This window comes from Xanthomonas rydalmerensis, assembly GCF_033170385.1.
In the GTDB taxonomy this organism is placed as follows: domain Bacteria; phylum Pseudomonadota; class Gammaproteobacteria; order Xanthomonadales; family Xanthomonadaceae; genus Xanthomonas_A; species Xanthomonas_A rydalmerensis.
On the sequence record NZ_CP126170.1, the window covers coordinates 4,772,955 to 4,790,827 of the forward strand.

General features: G+C 69.2%; 14 protein-coding genes and 1 riboswitch. Of the genes, 4 read left to right on the forward strand and 10 right to left on the reverse strand.

Going from position 1 to position 17,873, the window contains the following annotated elements; translation table 11 throughout:
* Nucleotides 1–54: 54 nt before the first annotated feature.
* A complete protein-coding gene (locus QN245_RS20435) occupies nucleotides 55–930 on the reverse strand; it encodes an NAD-dependent protein deacetylase (RefSeq protein ID WP_317844087.1) in 876 nt (291 codons plus the stop codon).
* Between the two features lie 239 nt (nucleotides 931–1,169).
* On the opposite strand from QN245_RS20435, the gene QN245_RS20440 reads away from it, so the two are divergent.
* Complete coding sequence (locus tag QN245_RS20440) at nucleotides 1,170–1,910, forward strand: response regulator transcription factor (protein ID WP_184449736.1); 741 nt, start codon at nucleotides 1,170–1,172, stop codon at nucleotides 1,908–1,910.
* Here QN245_RS20440 and QN245_RS20445 read toward each other — a convergent pair.
* A complete protein-coding gene (locus tag QN245_RS20445; RefSeq protein WP_317844088.1) occupies nucleotides 1,891–3,291 on the reverse strand; it encodes a sensor histidine kinase in 1,401 nt (466 codons plus the stop codon). The two genes, QN245_RS20440 and QN245_RS20445, sit on opposite strands and share 20 nt — an antisense overlap.
* Before the next feature lie 135 nt (nucleotides 3,292–3,426).
* Here QN245_RS20445 and QN245_RS20450 point away from each other — a divergent pair, with 135 nt between their 5' ends.
* Entirely contained in the window at nucleotides 3,427–5,787 is a 2,361-nt protein-coding gene (locus tag QN245_RS20450) for a YadA family autotransporter adhesin (protein WP_317844089.1), read from the forward strand.
* Between the two features lie 64 nt (nucleotides 5,788–5,851).
* The gene (locus QN245_RS20455) at nucleotides 5,852–7,801 is read left to right on the forward strand and encodes a S8 family serine peptidase (protein ID WP_160968435.1); all 1,950 of its coding nucleotides are present in this window, start codon (nucleotides 5,852–5,854) and stop codon (nucleotides 7,799–7,801) included.
* 37 nt (nucleotides 7,802–7,838) lie between these two features.
* Here the strand turns inward: QN245_RS20455 and QN245_RS20460 are convergent, their stop codons facing one another.
* On the reverse strand, nucleotides 7,839–8,219 hold the full coding sequence (locus QN245_RS20460) for a VOC family protein (RefSeq protein ID WP_317844090.1): 381 nt from the start codon (nucleotides 8,217–8,219) through the stop codon (nucleotides 7,839–7,841).
* A 32-nt stretch (nucleotides 8,220–8,251) separates the two neighbouring features.
* Complete coding sequence (locus QN245_RS20465) at nucleotides 8,252–9,514, reverse strand: MFS transporter (protein WP_202394853.1); 1,263 nt, start codon at nucleotides 9,512–9,514, stop codon at nucleotides 8,252–8,254.
* 90 nt (nucleotides 9,515–9,604) lie between these two features.
* On the opposite strand from QN245_RS20465, the gene QN245_RS20470 reads away from it, so the two are divergent.
* A complete protein-coding gene (locus tag QN245_RS20470; RefSeq protein WP_160968429.1) occupies nucleotides 9,605–10,510 on the forward strand; it encodes a LysR family transcriptional regulator in 906 nt (301 codons plus the stop codon).
* Nucleotides 10,511–11,499: 989 nt separating this feature from the next.
* Here the strand turns inward: QN245_RS20470 and QN245_RS20475 are convergent.
* The 6 genes from QN245_RS20475 to QN245_RS20500 all read right to left on the reverse strand — a co-directional run bounded on the left by QN245_RS20475 (nucleotide 11,500) and on the right by QN245_RS20500 (nucleotide 17,800).
* Nucleotides 11,500–11,832, reverse strand: coding sequence for a thioredoxin family protein (locus tag QN245_RS20475; protein WP_160968427.1), 333 nt, complete (start codon nucleotides 11,830–11,832; stop codon nucleotides 11,500–11,502).
* A gap of 88 nt (nucleotides 11,833–11,920) precedes the next feature.
* The gene (locus QN245_RS20480; RefSeq protein ID WP_317844091.1) at nucleotides 11,921–12,481 is read right to left on the reverse strand and encodes a flavodoxin; all 561 of its coding nucleotides are present in this window, start codon (nucleotides 12,479–12,481) and stop codon (nucleotides 11,921–11,923) included.
* Between the two features lie 165 nt (nucleotides 12,482–12,646).
* Entirely contained in the window at nucleotides 12,647–13,687 is a 1,041-nt protein-coding gene (locus tag QN245_RS20485) for a ribonucleotide-diphosphate reductase subunit beta (RefSeq protein ID WP_010340146.1), read from the reverse strand.
* Between the two features lie 107 nt (nucleotides 13,688–13,794).
* Nucleotides 13,795–16,215, reverse strand: coding sequence for a ribonucleoside-diphosphate reductase subunit alpha (locus QN245_RS20490; RefSeq protein WP_160968423.1), 2,421 nt, complete (start codon nucleotides 16,213–16,215; stop codon nucleotides 13,795–13,797).
* A gap of 180 nt (nucleotides 16,216–16,395) precedes the next feature.
* Nucleotides 16,396–16,614, reverse strand: a riboswitch (cobalamin riboswitch).
* Between the two features lie 221 nt (nucleotides 16,615–16,835).
* On the reverse strand, nucleotides 16,836–16,967 hold the full coding sequence (locus QN245_RS20495; RefSeq protein WP_317844092.1) for a hypothetical protein: 132 nt from the start codon (nucleotides 16,965–16,967) through the stop codon (nucleotides 16,836–16,838).
* 62 nt (nucleotides 16,968–17,029) lie between these two features.
* Nucleotides 17,030–17,800 carry an SIR2 family NAD-dependent protein deacylase gene (locus QN245_RS20500; protein ID WP_317844093.1) on the reverse strand — a complete coding sequence of 257 codons (771 nt, stop codon included), beginning with the start codon at nucleotides 17,798–17,800 and terminating at the stop codon, nucleotides 17,030–17,032.
* Nucleotides 17,801–17,873 lie beyond the last annotated feature (73 nt).

The following is a 17,873-nucleotide window of genomic DNA, read 5'->3' on the forward strand; positions in this document are numbered from 1 at the left end:
AGAAGACGGCCATTGCACTCCTGCCGCGCAGCGCGATCAACCACTGCCGGTGGATCAGTTCGTGCCGGGATTGGGAACGCGCGCCCGCAGCAGGAAGGCCAGCGCCTGCGCGCACGGCTGTTCCACCTTCAGGCGCAGCAGGTCGTCGCCGCGGGTGCGGCCCAGGTTGACCGCGGCAATCGGCAGCCCGGCCTTGGCCGCGGCCTGCACGAAGCGGAAGCCGGAATAGACCATCAGCGACGAGCCCACCACCAGCACCGCGTCGGCGCGCTGCAGATGCGCGAAGGCGCTGGCCACGCGCTCGCGCGGCACGTTCTCGCCGAAGAACACCACGTCCGGCTTCAGCACGCCGCCGCAGCGCGTGCAGGCCGGCACCACGAAGCTGGCGAAGTCCTCGCCCTCCAGGTCGGCATCGCCGTCGGGTGCCGGTGCGGCCTGCAGCGTCGCCCACTGCGGGTTGTGCTGCAGCAGATGCTGCTGGAACGCCTCGCGCGGCATGCGCCGCTCGCAGCCCATGCAACGCACCACGTCCAGGCGCCCATGCAGGTCGATGGTGGCGCGGCTGCCGGCGGCCTGGTGCAGGCCGTCCACGTTCTGGGTCAGCAGCACTTCCACCTGGCCGCGCGCTTCCAGTTGCGCCAGCGCGGCATGGGTGGGATTGGGTCGCGCATGGCCGAAGCGCGGCCAGCCGAGCAGGCTGCGCGCCCAGTAGCGCTGCCGCGTCGCCAGCTCGCCCATGAAGGCCTGATAGGTCACCGGCTGCGCCCGCTTCCAGTCGCCGGCGGCATCGCGGTAGTCGGGAATGCCCGAGTCGGTGCTGCAGCCGGCGCCGGTCAGCACGAACAGGCGCCGATGGCGGTCGACGAACGCTTCCAGCGCGGAAGACGCGGCCTGCGCGGACGCGGCGTGATCCTGCAGCAACTGCGACATCGTGGCGGTCCCGGACGTGGTGGAGGTGCGCGCCGATGGCGCGACGCCTTCCTATCTTGGGCGCGCACCGCGGTAACGCAAGTCCGAGCCGCCACGGCCGCTGAAGCGTTGCCCGCGCATTGAAAGCCCGTTGGAAACTGGCTACTGTCCGGGACGCGGCAGGATGCTCAGCGGTCACGGCGTCCTCGACGCCGTACGCTGCTGTGTGAGGAATGCCGTCCCTTCGCCGATTCCGCCTCGTGAGCCGCGCTTCCGATCCCAGCCCGTCCCCGCTCGCCGCCACTGCCAACGCCCTGCTGCGGGTGGCGTTGCTGGAGGACGACGATGTGCTGCGCGACCGCGTGCTGTTGCCGGGATTGCTGCGCCACGGCTTCGAGGCCACCCCGCTGCGCACCGCGCAGGCGCTGTGGGCAGCGCTGGAGGCGCAGCGTTTCGACCTGATCGTGCTCGACATCGGCCTGCCCGACAGCGACGGCTTCACCCTGACCCAGCAACTGCAGGAACGCCGCCCCGGCATGGGCATCGTCATCCTCAGCGGCCGCGGCGAGCAGCCGGATCTGGTGCGCGGGCTGGTGCAAGGCGCGGATGCGTACCTGATCAAGCCGGTGCAGATCGAGATCCTCGCCGCCACCTTGTTCAGCGTGGCCCGGCGCATGCTGCGGCCGAGCGCGCCGGCCAGCGAGGAATGGCAGCTGCAGGACGATGGCTGGTGCCTGTTCGCGCCGGACGGGCAGGCGGTGCCGTTGACCGCGTCCGAACGCAAGGTGCTGCAGAGCCTGTGGCAGGCGCGCGGGCGGCTGGTCAGCCGCGAGGCGTTGATCGGCATGCTCGGCGGCAACGCCGGGCTGGAGATCGACCCGCACCGGCTCGACGCGTTGCTGCATCGCTTGCGGCAAAAAGTGCAGGAGCGCACCGGTAGCGCGTTGCCATTGCGCGCGGTGCGCGGCGAAGGCTATCTGCTCATGCCGCAGGAACGCTGAGCCCGGCCAGCGGCAGGCGCAGCACGAAACAGCTGCCGGCGCCGGGCGCGCTGCGCACCTGCAGGCTGCCATGCGCCTGTTGCGCCATCTCGAACGCCACCGCCAGGCCGAGGCCGGTGCCCTGCCCCGCCGGCTTGGTGGTGAAAAACGGCTCGAAGATCTGCCGTTGCACGGCCTCGCTCATGCCCACGCCGGTATCGGCAATGGCGATGGCGACGGCCTCGCCATCGCGGCGCAGCTGCAGCGAAAAGTAGCCGCCGCTGGGCATCGCGTCGCGCGCGTTGGCGGCGAGGTTGAGCAATGCCAGGTCGAAACGGCTGCGGTCCAGGAACACCGGTGCCGGCTCGGCGGCCAGGTCCAGCCGCACCTGCACCGTGGGGCCGAACAGTTGCCGCAGCATCGGCTGCAAACTGCGCAGCGCTTCGCCGGCGTCGAAGCGCTCGGGCACGCTGGCCTCGCGGCGACTGAAGCTGAGCAGCTTGCGGCTGACCGCCACGCCGCGCTGCGCGGCCAGGGCCACGCCTTCCAGCGCCTCGGCCAGCAGCAGCGCATCGCGCGGCGGGTGATAGTCCAGCTCGTGCACGCAATGGCGCTGCTCGGTGTAGCCGAGGATCGCGCTGAGGATGTTGTTGAAGTCGTGCGACACGCCGCTGGCCAGTTGTTCGACCAGCTCGATCTTCTGCAGATGCAGCAGCCGCTGCTGGGCCTGCGTGCGTTCGCGCATCTCCACGCGCAGGCGCGCGGCGCTGCGGCGCGCACGCCACAGGCTCTCGCGCAGCGCGGCGACGGTGCGGTCCAGCACCAGAGTGATCATCAGGTAGCTCAGCGCCAGCGACGGCAGGTTCTGGAACGGGCTGCGGTTGCCGTGCGGGTCCTGGCCCCAGGGGCTCTCCATGCCCAGCCAGAAGATCAGCGGGATGCACAGGTACACCAGCCACAGCGCGCGGCGCCCGATCACCAGCGCGGCCAGGGTCAGCATCATCATCGGATACGGATCGAAGGCCTGCAGTTGGTAGCCGAAGGCCAGGTTGGCGGCGACCGCCGAGCACAGCACCACCGCGATGAACGCAGCGGCGGCCTGTTTGAGCAGGCCGCGACGGATCATCCAGACCCCGCCCCAGGCTGCGGCGGCGATCGCCGCATCGGTGCCGACATCCACCGCCAACTGCACCGCACTCATCTCGATGCGCGGCGCGGTCAGCAGGTGATACAGCTTGTTGAGCGGAATCTCGCTGCCCAGGAACACGAACAGCACCTGCAGTGCGGGCGCGTTGCGCCGGTCCAGCGGGTCGGTGATCGGCACCCGGCGCAGCCACAGCGAGAGGCGCCGCCACAGCCGCGCAGCCAGCGCGACCGGCGGAGAGTGCGCACCCCATCTCACCCAGACTCCCATGTCGGTGAGTCTACCGTGAGGAAGGCGTGAATCTGCGTGCATTGAAGGGGTGGCGCCCTTGCGGCCTTAATCGGGCCTGACTCGTTGTCGGGACGACGCTCCCGACCCAGCCCGGAGCCGACCATGCCTCTTCTGCTTACCGCTTTGCGCACCGGTGTGCGCCCGCTGTCGCCAACTTCGTCCATCCTGCCGCAGGCGTCTGACGGTCTGTTGACCGCCGCGTTGCTGCTCGCGCTGAGCCTGCCCGCGAGCGCCTTCGCCGCCACGGCGCCGGCTGCGACCACGCAGCCGCAGCCACACGCACAGGCGACGTACAGCGGTACTGCCGCCGCGGCCGCCAGCACCGAGACCGACAGCGCCGAGGCCGCGCCCCAGGATGCCACCACCCAGGACGTGCAGCCGGGCAGCCAGAACACCGCCCGTTATTTCCTGGCCGAAGGCTTGAACGACGGCAGCGACTACGCCAGCGCCGCTGGCCTGCGCGCGGTGGCGATGGGCGCCCGCGCCGATGCCTCCGGCGCCTTCGCCGTCGCCATCGGCCACCACACCGTCGCCTCCGAGAGTGCCGCCATCGCCATGGGCGACGGCGCGGTCGCCAGCGGCACCTCGGCGATCGCGATCGGCGGCAGTTTCTTCGGCAGCACCTATGGCGACTCGGCCGGAGCGCAGAGCACCGGCTTCGGCTCGCTGGCCCTGGGCACCGCCGCCACCGCGACCGCCGACTCCGCCAGCGCGCTGGGCTGGAACGCCAGCGCCACCAGCGGCGGCGCCACGGCGGTGGGCTCGACCTCCGCGGCCACCGGCGAGTACGCCACCGCCAGCGGTTCCTCCACCACCGCCAGCGGCGTGCAGTCCAGCGCGTTCGGCTACGCGGCCAATGCCGGCGGTACCGGCGCCATCGCCACTGGCGGCTACAGCGTCGCTTCCGGCTTCTTCGGCGTGGCGATGGGCTATTCCGCCACTGCCAGCGGCGATGGCGGCATCGCAATCGGCGACAACGCCGCGGCGGCCGGCCAGCAGAGCGTGGCGATCGGCGCCAGCAATGCCGGCGTGCCGGCGCAGTCCAACGGGCTGGGCGCGGTCACCGTCGGCGCTGGTGCCTGGGCGCTGTCCGACTACGGCACCGCGCTAGGCTTCGACAGCCATGCCGATGCCGACTACAGCATGGCGCTGGGCGCCTCGGCGGTGGCCACCAGCAGCCATGCGCTCGCCGTGGGCGCGACCTCCTTCGCCGACGGGCAGGACGCCAGCGCCTTCGGGTCCGTCGCCAGCGCCAATGCCGCCGGCGCCACCGCGCTCGGCAGCGGCGCCACCGCGCTCACCGCGGGCAGCGTCGCGCTGGGCTACAACAGTGCCGCCACCGGCATCAACAGCGTGGCCATCGGCGCCGGTTCGATGGCCGACCGCGACAACGTGGTGGCGTTCGGCAACGACGGCGCGCTGCGCCAGCTCACCTACGTCGCCGCCGGCACCGCCGACACCGATGCGGTCAACGTGCTGCAGTTGCGCAGCATCGCCAGCGCGCTCGGCGCCGGCAGCGCGGTCGGCGGCGATGGCAGCTTCAACGGCGGCAGCTATCTGATCCAGGGCCGCAGCTACGGCACGGTCGGCTCGGCGCTGTCGGCGCTGGACGGTGCGCTGTCGTCGCTGGACACCCGTGTCGGCAGCGGTGCCGGCGGCGTGGCGGTGGGCGGCGGTGCCGAGGGCGGCCCCAGCGTCGGCGCCGGCACCAACGCGGTGGCAGTGGGCGCGCAGGCCACCGCCAACGGCCAGAACGGCACGGCGATCGGTTCCAATGCGCTGGCCTATGGCCCCAACGACACCGCGCTAGGCGGCAACGCGCAGGTCAATGCCGACGGCAGCACCGCGGTCGGCGCCAACGCCAGCATCAGTGCCAGCGCCACGAATGCGGTGGCGGTGGGCGAAAGCGCCACGGTCACTGCGGCCTCCGGCACCGCCATCGGCCAGGGCGCCTCGGTCTCGGCGACCAACGCCGTGGCCATCGGCCGCGGTTCCTCCGCCACCCGTGCCAACACCGTCTCGGTGGGCAGCGCCGGCAACGAACGGCAGATCAGCAACGTCGCGGCCGGCAGCGCCGCCACCGATGCGGTCAACCTCGCGCAGATGCAGGCCGGCGACAGCGCCACCCTCAGCAGCGCCAACGCCTACACCGACAGCCGCATGGCGGGGTGGGACGACAACCTGACCAAGCTGCGCAACGACACCGACCAGCGCTTCCAGCACCTGGACCGGCGCATCGACCGGATGGGCGCGGTCAGCGCCGCCTATGCCGGCATGGCGGTCAACACCTCCGGCCTGGCCGGAGCCAATCGCGTCGGCGTCGGCGTCGGTTCGCAGGGCGGCGAAAGCGCACTGGCCGTCGGCTACCAGCGCGCGATCGGCAACCGCGCCAGCGTCTCGCTCGGCGGCGCCTTCTCCGGCAGCGAGAAGAGCGTGTCCGCCGGTGCCGGCTTCAGTTGGTGACGCGCGCAGCGCATCCCGTCACGCCTCCCACTCCGCCTCCCCGCTCTTCTGCAGAGACACCGCCATGACGTCCACCGCACCGTTCTCCCGCAACCTGCTCGCCCTGTCGCTGGGCCTGGCGCTCGCCGGCACCGCGCAGGCGCAGTCCGCCCCGCGCTTCTCGACCCTGGCCCAGGCCACGCCCGGGCAATCCACGGTCTACGATGGCCTGATCGTGACCTACCGCGACGGCAGCAGCGCACGCCGCGATGCCAACGCTGCAGCCAGCACGCTCAACCAGGCCGCGCGCAGCAGCGCCGGCACCTGGGCCAGCACCTATCGGCAGAGCGTGCCAGCGCTGAGCCGGGTGCGGCGGCTGGCCACCGGCGCCGACCTGGTGCGGCCCAACCGCGCGCTGAGTCCTTCGCAGCTGGAGACGCTGATGACCAGCCTGCGCGCCGACCCCGCGGTGGCGCACGTCGAGCCGAACCTGATCCTCAAGCCGGTGCGCAGCACCGCGCAGGCCACGGCCAGTGCCGTCGCCGCGCCCAACGACCCGGGTTACGAGGTGCAATGGCACCTGCGCACGCCCGACGGCCACCTGGAAACGCTGGCGCCGGAGACCACCGGCTACGCCAACCGCGGCGGCATCGACCTGCTGCCGGCCTGGCAGTACGGCACCGGCCAGGGCGTGGTGGTGGCGGTGATCGACACCGGCATCACCGCGCATCCGGATCTGGACACGTCGCTGGCCAACGCCGGCTACGACTTCATCAGCGATGCGCTGATGTCCGGCCGCGCCAGCAACGGCCGCGCGGCCGGCGGCTGGGATACCGGCGACTGGACCACCGACGACAAATACCTGGTCGCCAACGGCGGCTGCGCGCAGCCGAACGAACAGAGCGACAGCTCCTGGCACGGCACCCACGTCGCCGGCACCATCGCCATGCGCACCAACAACGGCATCGGCATGGCCGGGATCGCGCCGGACGCGAAGATCCTGCCGATCCGCGCGCTCGGTCACTGCGGCGGCACCACCGCCGACATCGCCGATGCCATCGTGTGGGCGTCCGGCGGCCATGTCGACGGCGTGCCCGACAACACCAACCCGGCCGAAGTGATCAACATGAGCCTGGGCGGCGGCGGCAGCTGCGCGCAGGATTCGGTGACCGCCAACGCCATCTCCAGCGCCATCGCGCGCGGCAGCGTGGTGGTGGTGGCCGCTGGCAACGACAACGCCGACGCCGCGGCCTATTCGCCGGCCAGTTGCCCGGGCGTCATCAACATCGCGGCCACCGGCATCACCGGCGGCCGCGCGTACTACTCCAACTACGGCAACACCATCACCCTGTCGGCGCCCGGCGGCGGCGTCTACGCCAACGATGCGTCCAGCGGCTCGGGATCGGTACGTACCGGTCTGGTCTGGTCCACCCTCAACAAAGGCACCCATGGTCCGGACCAGCCTACCTACGCCGGCTATGCCGGCACCTCGATGGCCTCGCCGCACGTGGCCGGCGTGGTCGCGCTGGCGATCAGCGCTGCGATCAGCGCCGGCCGGCCGGTGCCGACGAGCGCGCAGATGCGCGACATCCTGACCCAGACCTCCAACGTGTTCCCGGTCAAGCCGACGCTGCGCATCGGTGCCGGCATCCTCAATGCCGGCAAGGCGGTGGCGCGCGCGGCCGGCGCCAGCGGCGGCGGCGAGGAAGCCACCGCCACTCCGATCGCACGCGGCACGCAGAGCAAGCTGTCCGCCGCGGCCGGCCAGGGCACACTGTACCGCCTGGACGTGCCCACCAACGCGCGCAACCTGCAGATCCGCACCCTCGGCGGCAGCGGCCAATTGCGGCTGTACGTGCGCGCGGTGCGCGCGCCCAGCGCCGACGGCAGCGACGCCGACTACAGCTCGGTGCGCAACGGCACCACGCAGAATGTGCAGATGGCGGTGCCGGCCACCGGCAGCTACTTCTTCCGCCTGGTCGGCGGCAGCGGCGGCTACGCCAACGTGACCCTGTCGGTGAGCTACTCGGAGTGAGCGCACGACGCGGGCGCTGCCACGGCGGCGCCCGCGGTCACGACGGGTTGGCGACCTCGATCAGGTTGCCGTCCGGGTCGCGGAAATACAGCGACAGGATCGGGCCGGTGGCGCCGGTGCGTTGCACCGGCCCGTCCTCGATCGGCACGGCGGCGGCCTGCAGTTCCTCGGCCACCTGCGCCAGTGGCGTGGTGGTGAGGAAGCACAGGTCGCCGGAACCGAGCGTGGGCACGCGCGCCTTCGGCTCGAATTCGCGGCCGGCGGCATGCAGGTTGATCTTCTGCCGGCCGAACGCCAGCGCGGTGCGGCCTTCGCCGAAGCGCTGCACCTGCATGCCGAGAACGCGCGTGTAGAACGCGCAGCTGGCCTCGATGTCGGCGACGGTGAGAACCAGATGGTCGAGGTGGTCGATCTGCATTGCGGATCCTCGTTGGCTGATGGCGGCGCGGCTCACTCGCCGCGCGGCGGATGCGGCCCGAAGCGGCCGTAAGGGCGGCTGTCGTCGGCGCCGCGGTGCAGCACCTGCGCGGCGACCAGGCCGATGCCCAGCAGGACCAGACAACAGGCGACCAGCGCATTCCAGCCGCCGTGCTGCCAGGCCGCACCGCTGAGCGAGCCGATCACGCTGGCGCCGGCGTAGTAGGCCAGCAGGTACAGCGAGGCGGCATGGCTCTTGTGCTGGCCGCCCAGGCGTCCGACCCAGGCGCTGGCCGCCGAATGCGCGACGAAAAAGCCGATGGTCAGCAGCACGATGCCGGCGATGATCGGCACCAGCGCATGCGCCAGGGTCAGCGCCACGCCCAGCGCCGCGGTGGTGATGCCGGCCAGCACCACCGGGCCGCGGCCGAAGCGGTCCGACGCCGCACCGGCGACCGACGAGGACACGATGCCGAACACGTAGGCGCTGAAGATCAGGCCGAGCTGGCTCTGGCTCAGCCCGAACTCCGGCCCGCCCAGGCGGAAGCCGGCGTAGTTGTAGACGCTGACGAACACGCCCATCGCCAGGAATGGAATCGCAAACAGCCACGGCAGATGGCGATCGCGCAGGTGCCCGCCCCAGGCGCGCAGGTGGAAGCGCAGGTTCACGCCCTGGCGGCGAACGAAGTGCCGCGACGGCGGCAGCAGCAGGACGAAACCGATCGCGACCAGCAGATCCACCACGCTCAGCGTACCCAGCGCGATGCGCCAGTCGAAATGGTCGGTGAGCATGCTCATGCCGATACGGCCGACCATGCCGCCGAAGGCATTGCCGGCCACGTACAGCCCGGTCGCCGCGCCGAGCCGGTTCGCCGGCAGTTCCTCGGCCAGGTACACCATTGCCACCGCCGGCACGCCGCCCAGGGCGATGCCGGACAGCGCGCGCACCACCACCAGGGAACCCCAGTGCGGCAGGCACGACGCCAACAGGTTGAGCAGCGCCGCCAACGCGATCGACACGAACATCAGGCCGCGCCGGCCCAGCGTTTCCGACACCGCGCCGGCGCAGAAGATCGCGATCGCCAGGCCGCCGGTGGCCAGCGACAGCGGCAGCGAACTGGTCGCGGCGCTGAGCCCGAACTCGTGCGCGAACTCGGGCAGCAACGGCTGCACGCTGTACAGCAGCGAAAAGGTGGCGAAGCCGGCAAGGAACAGGGCCAGGCGGATGCGCAGCAGCGGCGCATCGTCCACCGCCTGCACGGGCGGGCATTGGCTGGAAGCGTTCACGACGGACATCGTAGGAGTGGATGGAGGTGCAGTATTCGCCTGCGCCGACCCCACGTCCAATATATGATGCACCCACTCTCCATACGTGATGGATATGACGTGGAACTGCGCCATCTGCGCTATTTCCTGGCCGTGGCCGAGGTCGGCCATTTCACCCGCGCCGCGGCGCAACTGGGCATCCAGCAACCGCCACTGAGCCAGCAGATCCGCGCGCTCGAAGAGGAACTGGGCACGCCGCTGTTCGTGCGCACGCCGCGCGGCGCCGAGCTCACCGAAGCGGGGCACGCCTTCCGCACCGAGGCACGGCGCGTGCTGGCCGACCTGGAACGCGCCAGCGAGGCGGCCCGGCGCGCCGCGCGCGGCGAAAGCGGCGTGCTGCGGCTCGGCTTCACCGCGTCGGCCGCATTCAATCCGGTCGTGCCCACGCTGGTGCGCGGCTTTCGCCGCGGCTGGCCGGCGGTGGCGTTGTCGTTGGAGGAAACCAATACCGCCGGCCTGCTCGCCGCGCTGCTGCAGGGCCGTCTGGATGCGGCCTTCATCCGCTACAGCGTGGTCACGCCGCCGGAACTGCAGTTGCTGAAGTTCCCCAACGAGCCGATGAAGATCGCGGTGCCGGCCGGGCACCGGCTGGCCAAGCGCAAGCGCGCGCCGCTGTCGGCGTTGGCTGGCGAACCCTTCATTCTGTTCCCGCGCAGCTTCGGCACCAGCCTGTACGACGAAATCCTCGACGCCTGCCGCCAGGCCGGCTTCGACCTGCGCATCGACCAGGAGGCGCCGCAGATGTCCTCCATCGTCAACCTGGTCGCCGCCGAACTGGGCGTGTCGGTGGTACCGGCCTCCACCACCCAGGTGCAGTTGCCCGGCGTGCGCTACCTGGACATCGAAGGCCGCGTGCCGATGGCGCGGCTGGCACTGGCCGCGCTACCGGCCACCGTGCAGACGATGCCGATCGTGCGCCACCTGTGGCAGTTGGCGCAGGGGCATGCGGCGGGCAGGCGTGGATAGGGGAGTGCTTCGCTCCCCTAGAGGGAATGTAGAAGTGACTTTAGCCGCGAGCTCTCCCCGTAGACGAGAGCAAAGGCTTTCGCCCTTTCGGGCGAGTTACTTTTCTTTGCTCGCGCAAAGAAAAGGTAACCAAAAGAAAGCGCGCCCTGCCTCGCGCCCTCCGCGCTCCGGGTCCGCGGATGCACCGGGGATTCGCGGAAGGGGCATCCTGCCCCTGCCGCGAACGGCGTACATCCATGTACGCCGCCCTTCGGGTTTTTCCCCGGTCCATCCGCCGCTGCGGAAGGGAACCCGGTAAGTCAAAAGCCAAAGCAACATCAACATCAACAGCAAAAGCAAAAGCAAAAGCAGAAGCAGAAGCTATTGCGGATACAGCGCATGCATACGTCATTGCACTGGTGATGCGCCTGCCTAGGCGCACGCCGGCACAGCCGCCTATACGCCACGCACAACCGCGCCTGCAGCTTCTTCCGGAACCAGGGTGATTGCGTGTCCACCACGATCAACAGCCGACATGGGCCGCCACGTGCAGCGCATTCGCTGGCGGACACTGCAATGACGCAGGTGTGCGCAGCAGTCGCAGTCGCCTCGGCCTTTGCTGTTGATGTTGCTTCGGCTTTTGACTCACCGGGTTCCCTTCCGCAGCGGCGGCCAGCCCGGGGGAAAACCCCGAAGGGGCGGCGCACAGGGACGTGCGCCGTTCGCGGCAGGGGCAGGATGCCCCTTCCGCGAATCCCCGGGATGGACGCGGACCCGGAGCGCGTTAGCGCGGAGGGCGCGAGGCAGGGTGTGCTTTCTTTTGGTTACTTTTCTTTGCACAAGCAAAGAAAAGTAACTCGCCCGAAAGGGCGAAAGCCTTTGCCTTTGCCTTTGCTGCTTGAGATTTGCGCTTCGGACAAGCACAACCGCAAGAGTCGGCTTAGCAGCGACAGGCTCTATCGGTGAAGCCCGTCGCGGCTGAAGCCGGTCCTACGAGAGCATGAGCGCGCTCAGCCCAAGTGCGTGCGCACCACTTCGTCGATCTTGGCCGGCGGCACGAAGCCGGGCACGCGCGCCACTTCCTCGCCCTGGCGGAACAGCATCAGGGTCGGGGTCTGGCGCAGGCCCTGGGCGCGGAAGAAGTCCTCGCCCACGTCTTCCATCTTCACCTTGAGCAAGGTCACGCCCTGCGCACTCTCACCCTCGGCGAAGCGCTCCAGCGACTTGTCGAGCATGCGGCAGCCGGGGCAGTTGTCCTTGTTGAAATCGGCCAGCACGCGCGGGTGGGCGGCGAGCGCATCGGCGAACTGTTCGGCGCTGGAGACGGTGATGGTGGTAAGCATGCAACGGAACCTTGTGTGATGTCGGAGGAAGCCCGGCGTGCGATGAGGACGCCGGCGATGCCAGGAAAACGGATGGACGACGACGGCGTCAGCCACTGCCGCGCAGCGGCAACGCCATCGCAGCGAACCCGGCCGCGGCCGCGGAGGTGGGCTCGACAGCGGCCACCGGCACGTCGCCAGCCGACGACGCCCGCGCCGCGCGCAACGCCAGCACCTGCGCGCACCAGGCGTCGATCGCCGTGTTGTCACGGTCGCCATGCGGCATCTGTTCGATCTCAAGCAACGGATAGGCGCTGTCGAAGAACCGCGCAATGCGCTTGACCGCACCGCAGTAATACTCCAGCCCCCACTGCGTCTCGCCAGTGCCGAACGCCGCGACCTCGATCGCCTTGCCGGTCGCCTCGACCAGCTCGGCGATGTAGCGCTTCATCTCCGCCGGCGTGCGCCCGGCGTTGTCGCTCCAGCTGCCGAGCAGGTGCAGGTCGAAGTCCGCCGCGCGCGCGGCATCGCCGAGCGCGCCCTGCAGCGTCTGCAGGTCGGTATGGATCCAGGTCACCGCGTGCCCAGCCGCCTCGCACTGCGCATGCACGCGGCGGGCGACGTCGCGGGTGTTGCCGCTGAGCGAAGCGTAGGCGAGCAGGATACGCATGGAGCCGGGATTGGGGAGTCGGGATTGGGGATTCGAAAGAGCGGGTCGACGTGGTTTCCACCCGTCGCGCAGAACAAATTCCTGCGCACGGGATCAGGGACTGGGAAAAGCGGGTTCCACGTTGCTGCTACGAATCCCGAATGCCAAATCCCAAATCCCGGCCCCTCAAAGATCGTCGAAACCGTTGTCCGAGTTGGTCTTCTTGTAGCTGGCGTTGCGCATCTCGAAGAAGTCGGTCTTGGTCTCGGTGAAGTTGTCGGCGTAGGCCTTGATCCACGGCATCACGTTGTCGCTGGCGCCGCTGTACAGCTTCTCGATGCCGAGCATGCCGGACATCTTGTTGGCGCGGTACTTCACGTATTGGATCATTTCGTCCACGTCGATACCCTCGATGCCGTCGAGCACTTCCGAGGACCACTCGGTCTCCAGGCGGATCGCGTGTTCGAAGGCCTGGTGCACGTAGTCGGTCAGCTCGTTGGTCTGCAGCTCGGCGTTCTCGCCGATGATGGCGCGGATCAGCTCGCTGATGAACTTGGTGTGGGCCAGTTCGTCGCGGTTGATGAAGCTGATGATCTTGCCGGTGCCGGTCATGCGGTTCTGCCGCACCAGGTTGTAGAAATACGCGAAGCCGGAATAGAAGTTGATGCCTTCCAGGATCGAGGACTGGATCAGCGAGCGCAGCAGGGTCTCGGCGGTCTTCTCGCGCATGAAGTCGTCGTAGGCCTGCATGATCGGCTGGTTGCGCGCGATGATGGTCGGGTGCGTCCGCGCGATCTCGAACACGCGGTTCTGGTCGGCCAGGCCGGCGATCGACGCCAGCACGTACGAGTAGCTCTCGTTGTGGATCACTTCCTGCTGGCCGATGATCGCGGCATTGGCGTGCGCGGCCGGGTCGGTGATGTATTCGGCGACGTTGTAGATGAAGCGCGTCTGCGGCGAATCCAGCGTGGCCAGCAGGCCGATGATCGAGTCGTAGGCGTTCTTCTCGCGCGCCGACAACTCCCCGTACTGCTTGGCATCGCCCTTCATGTCCACTTCGTCGGGGATCCAGAAGTTGGTCGACAGTTCCTTGTACGCCCGGTAGAAGGACGGGTACGGGATGTCGTTCCAGTTGAGGATGCCGCTGGTGGTGCCGTTGATGATGCCGGTGGAGCGGTTGGGGTGCAGCGGTTCGAGGATCTTGATGCGGTCGAGCGCGATGGCCATGGATTTGCTTCGTCAAGTCGGGTGAACGGCGCCGGCGGGAGGCGCGGGAATGCGAAACGCACGGCGGCCATGGGCCGCCGCGCGCCGGTGGCGTCAGACGCCGGCGATCAGCTCGAGCACCACTCGCACTCGCTGATGTCGATGTCGTTGGAACGCACGTAGTAGGTGGTCTTCAGGCCTTCCTTCCACGCGGTCATGTGCAGGTCCAGCAGGGTGCTGGCGCGGATGCCGCTGGGCACGTAGAAGTTGAAGCTGATCGACTGGTCGACGTGGCGCTGGCGGCGCGCGTTTTGGCGCACGCTGGCGAACTGGTCGACCTTGTAGGCGCCCTTCTCGTAGTACGGATAGGTGTCCACGGTCAGCCCCGGCGCCACCACCGGACGGCGGAAGTCCTTCTTCTCTTCGTAGTAGAACGCGCTGTAGATCGGGTCGATCGACGCGGTGGAGCCGGCGATCTGCGCGGTGCTCATGTTCGGCGCCACCGCCACCATCCAGGCGTTGCGCACGCCATGCACGCTCACCTGCGCGGCCAGTTCCTGCCACTCGGCGCTGTCGTAGCCGCGCTTGCTGAAGTACTCGCCGTTCTGCCAGTCGCTGCCCTTGAACACCTTGTACGCGCCCTTCTCCTTGGCCAGCGCCAGGCTCGCCTGGATGGTCAGGTAGTTGATGCGCTCGTACAGCTCGTCGCTGTAGTCTTCGGCCGCACGCGAGTTCCAGTCGATGCCCTTCTGCGCCAGCAGGTGGTGCCAGCCGAAGGTGCCCAGGCCGATCGCGCGGTACTTCTGGTTGGTGATGGTGGCCTGCGGCACCGGCAGCTCGTTGAGGTCGATGACGTTGTCGAGCATGCGCACCTGCACGCGGATCAGCCGCTCCAGGATATCCGGCGACAGCAGGTCCGGCTGCGCGGTGACCGCGCGGCCCAGGTTCACCGAGGACAGGTTGCACACGACGAAGTCGCCGGCCTGCTTGGTGGTGACGATCTGGTCGCCGCTGATCATCTCCTGGATGACCCGCGTCGGGCTCATGTTCTGCAGGATCTCGGTGCACAGGTTGCTGGAATAGACCATGCCCTGGTGCTTGTTCGGGTTCATGCGATTGACTTCGTCGCGATAGAACATGAACGGGTTGCCGGTCTCCAGCTGGCTGACCATGATCCGCTTGAACATGTCGATGGCCTTGACCACCTTGCGGCCGATGCGCTCGTCGGCCACCACTTCCTCGTAACGCGCGCGGAAGCTGCCTTCACCGCGCTTCTCGTCGAAGAAGTCCTGCAGGTACCAGCCCTTGACCTCCTTCACCTCGTGCGGGTCGAACAGGTACCACTCGCCGCGGCGCTCGACCGCTTCCATGAAGATGTCCGGCACGCACACCGCGGTGAACACGTCGTGCGCGCGCAGGCGCTGGTCGCCGTTGTTCAGGCGCAGGTCCAGGAACGCCTCGATGTCGCGGTGCCAGATGTCCAGGTACACGGCGATGGCGCCCTTGCGCTGGCCGAGCTGGTCCACCGACACGGCGGTGTTGTTGAGCTGCTTGATCCACGGCACCACGCCGCCGCTGGAGTTCTTGACCCCGCGGATCGCCGAGCCGGAGGAACGCACGTAGCCCAGGTAGGCGCCGACGCCGCCGCCGTGCTTGGACACGCGCGCCACGTCGGTGTTGGAGTCGTAGATGCCCTGCAGGCTGTCGTCGACGGTGTCGATGAAGCAGCTCGACAGCTGCCCGCCGATCTTGCCGGCGTTGGCCAGGGTCGGGGTGGCCACGGTCATGTACAGGTTGGACAGCGCCCAGTAGGCCTCGCCGACCAGCTGCATGCGGCGCTCGCGCGGCTTCTCGTCCTGCATCAGGTACAGGGCGATGGTCAGCCAGCGCTCCTGCGGCAGTTCGTAGACCTTGCGCGAGTTGTCGGTGGCCAGGTAACGCGTGGCCAGCAGGTACAGGCCGTTGTACGCGAACAGCTTGTCGCGCTCCGGATCGATCATGCGGCCGGCTTCGGCCAGTTCGTCCTTGGAGTAGTTCTTGAGGATGTCGATGGAGTACACGCCGCGGTCGGCCAGGCTTTCCTGCAGACCGACATAGGAGCCGTACTTCTCGCCGGCATCGTAGAAACGGTTCTTGCTGGCGCGCTTGTACAGGCGGTCCAGGTACAGGCGCGCGGCGAAGTACTCCCACTCCGGCGTGGCGATGTCCACGCGCGACTCGGCCTCGCGGATCAGGTAGTCGACCATGTCGTCGGCCGACAGGCTTTCCCTCTTCTCGATGAAGGCGAAGGCCTTGCGCTCGTAGTCGCTCACGTCCAGCTGCGGGAACTCGGCGTGGATCCGGTCCAGGGTGCGCTGCAGGCGCGAGCGGTCGAAGGCCATGCGGCGGTTGCCGCCGTCCTTGACGATCCAGGTCACGGCGCGCTGGTCGTTGCTCGGCTCGCTGCTGGCCGGCTCCGGCTGGGCGGTGGCGGCAGTGGCGGCGGCGGTCGTGGGGTCGACGGCGGCGTCGACGGACGCGGTGGCCGGCAGGCTGTGGGTCTGGCTCATGAAGGTCTCCAAGCGTGGTGCACGCGGCCGCCCGACCCTCGCAGGCAGCGGTCCGACCGGGTCCGAAGGGGGCAGGCGGTGTCGCGAAGACTGCAAACGGCGCAGGCACCGGGCCTGCGGGCGGTCATCGCTGCACCGACCATCTCCCCCCGGAGATCGCGCGGTCGGCGCCGCGCGGTGTGCTTCGCGCGGCTGTCGGCAGGTCTTCGGGCTGATGGGCAACGGCCGTGGCCGGTTCCTAGCCCGTCGCTTCCCAAGGCGGGCGCCTCAGTGCGGATGACGGGTTCGTTCCCAATTACCGCTGCGGGGCAGCGCCGGAATTGGCGTTGGCACGCCGCACCGGCTTCCCTTTTGATCCCGCGGCTTGGGGCCGCCGGAACCGACCACCCCAAGATAGTGTGGTCGGTCGACGACGTCAACGCTAAATATGGGTCAAATTACGAAAACCTAAGCCTGGCAACGGTTTGCCGTCGGCAGCCGGTTTCGGCCCCGCCGCGGAGAACGTTCGCGACCATAACGGGGCCGTGAAGCCGGGCCCCGGAGAGGGGCAAGATGCCATCGAAACGGCCCGCCGGCCGCCCGGCGCGCGCCCTCCCCGGCCATCCGCGCCGCCGGTCGGCTCAGTCGCCTTTCTTGTGCTTGTGCGGCTTGAGGGATTTCGTGTTTCCCGGAATGTCCTTGTTGTCCCGCTGACGCCGATCCGGCTTGCCGGTGCTCTTTGCGATGCGCTTGGGGCCAGGTTTGATGCCCATCATCACACTCCACGGGTGGTCGACCGAAGCAATCGAAGCCACATCTTCAACGTGCAGCGGCCTCAGGCCACCATGCACTGCTGCAACAGCAACGGCAGCGCCACCGCCGCGCTGTCGCGCCAGTGCAGATCGGCGCGCGCCGACAGCGCGCTGGGTTCGGGGTTGATCTCGACCACGCAGGCGCCGCGCTCCTTGGCCTGCAGCGGCAGGCTGGCGGCCGGATAGACCAGGCCGGAACTGCCGATCACCAGCACCAGGTCGGCGGCGTCCGCCGCGGTCTGCGCGCGCGTCCACTCCGCCGCCGGCAGCGCTTCGCCGAACCACACCACGCCCGGGCGCACCGTGCCGCCGCAGGCCGCGCACACCGGCGGCGCCAGGCGCTGGCTCGGCGTGTGCACGTCCACCGGCGGCAGCAGCCCACGCCAGGGCTGGCCGCAGTCGCTGCAGCGCAGCGCCGACAGGCGGCCGTGCACGTGCGCGGCGACCTCGCTACCGGCGCGCTGGTGCAGGTCGTCCACATTCTGGGTCACCAGCGTGGTGTGGCGGACCTCGGCCAGGCGCGCCAGCGCAAGATGCCCGGCATGCGGCTGCGCCAGCGCCACGATCGCCATGCGCCAGCGGTACCAGCCCCAGACCAGGGCCGGGTCCGCGCGCCAGGCGTCCTCGGTGGCCAGTTGCTCGGGATCGAAGCGCGACCACAGGCTGTCGTCCTGGCCGCGAAAGGTCGGCACCCCGCTCTCGGCGGACATGCCGGCACCGGTCAGCACCAGCACACGACGCGCGCCCTGCAGGAAGGCGGCGACGGTCTCGGCGTTGTAGGCGGAACTGAGCATGGCGCGCCCGATTTGATGAAGCTCACACTATTGCATCGCCGCGGGACGGCCTCAATGTGCGCGGCAACACGCG